Here is a 905-nt window from a genome sequence, read left to right as displayed (position 1 = left end):
GTTATAAAGCATGCTTGGCATGAGGATATAGGCTTTCGGGCTGCCCAAATACGGAACAAGGCCGTTTCTATATCTGATGGAGAGTACCTTATCTTTCTTGACGGGGACTGTATTCTTCCTCATAGCTTTATCACAGATCATGTTCACCTATCTCAGCCAGGATTTTTCGTACCGGGCTCAAGGTTAAAGCTTTCTGAAAATTACACTTACCAATTAATTAATAATGGTGTACCACATCAATTCCAACGTAATGAAATTGTTAAGCTATGGCTTAAAAGAAAAATAAAGAGAGTCCACCCTATTTTCAGAATGCCAGCCAACTCCTCATTTCGTTTTAAACGAAAAAATAAATGGCAAGGAGCTGTTACGTGTAATCTTTCATTATGGCGAAAAGATTTCTTCGACATAAATGGCTTTAATAATGACTTTATAGGCTGGGGCCTAGAAGATAGTGACTTAGTTATAAGGCTAATGAACAACAATATTTATAGAAAAGATGGCAAGTTTTACAGTTATGTCATGCACCTTCATCATAAAGAAGCTTCACGCCTTAATGAAAGTGAAAACTATGCAAAATTTAAGCTCTCTTTAGAGAAGGGAACAACATTCTGCACATTCGGTGTAAATGATATGGCAAAGGAAAGCAATGAACTTATCTAGCCGCTTGCAAAAAACCAACAAAAACCTAGAGAAAGCAAGGCGCTACTTCAAGTATGCGGCATTAAAAATTACATCTAAAAATCATCAAAAGAAAAAGTTAAATCACCTTTTTGACATGTGTTACACGCAGGCCAGTCCTTGTGAAAAAAACGACATACTTAAAAGAGTAAACTACTATAACAAGTTGAACCATAACTTCGAAATAAACAAAGAACTGCTCGTTCACAATGTTTTAAATTTAAAGA

At 35.8% G+C, this 905-nt stretch carries 2 protein-coding genes; both read left to right on the top strand.

Annotation, left to right across the window (positions count from 1 at the left end):
• Positions 1 to 660: galactosyltransferase-related protein (locus tag MOY_RS16500; protein WP_009102225.1), on the top strand; the 660-nt coding region annotated here is incomplete at its 5' end.
• Positions 647 to 905, top strand: a 259-nt coding sequence (locus MOY_RS17635) for a hypothetical protein (RefSeq protein ID WP_009102222.1), incomplete at its 3' end; no start/stop codon positions are given. The genes MOY_RS16500 and MOY_RS17635, both read left to right, overlap by 14 nt.

It is taken from the genome of Halomonas sp. GFAJ-1, assembly GCF_000236625.2.
Taxonomy (GTDB): domain Bacteria; phylum Pseudomonadota; class Gammaproteobacteria; order Pseudomonadales; family Halomonadaceae; genus Vreelandella.
The sequence above is the reverse complement of the archived record's forward strand: the minus strand, read 5'-3'. Positions and strand labels throughout refer to the sequence as shown.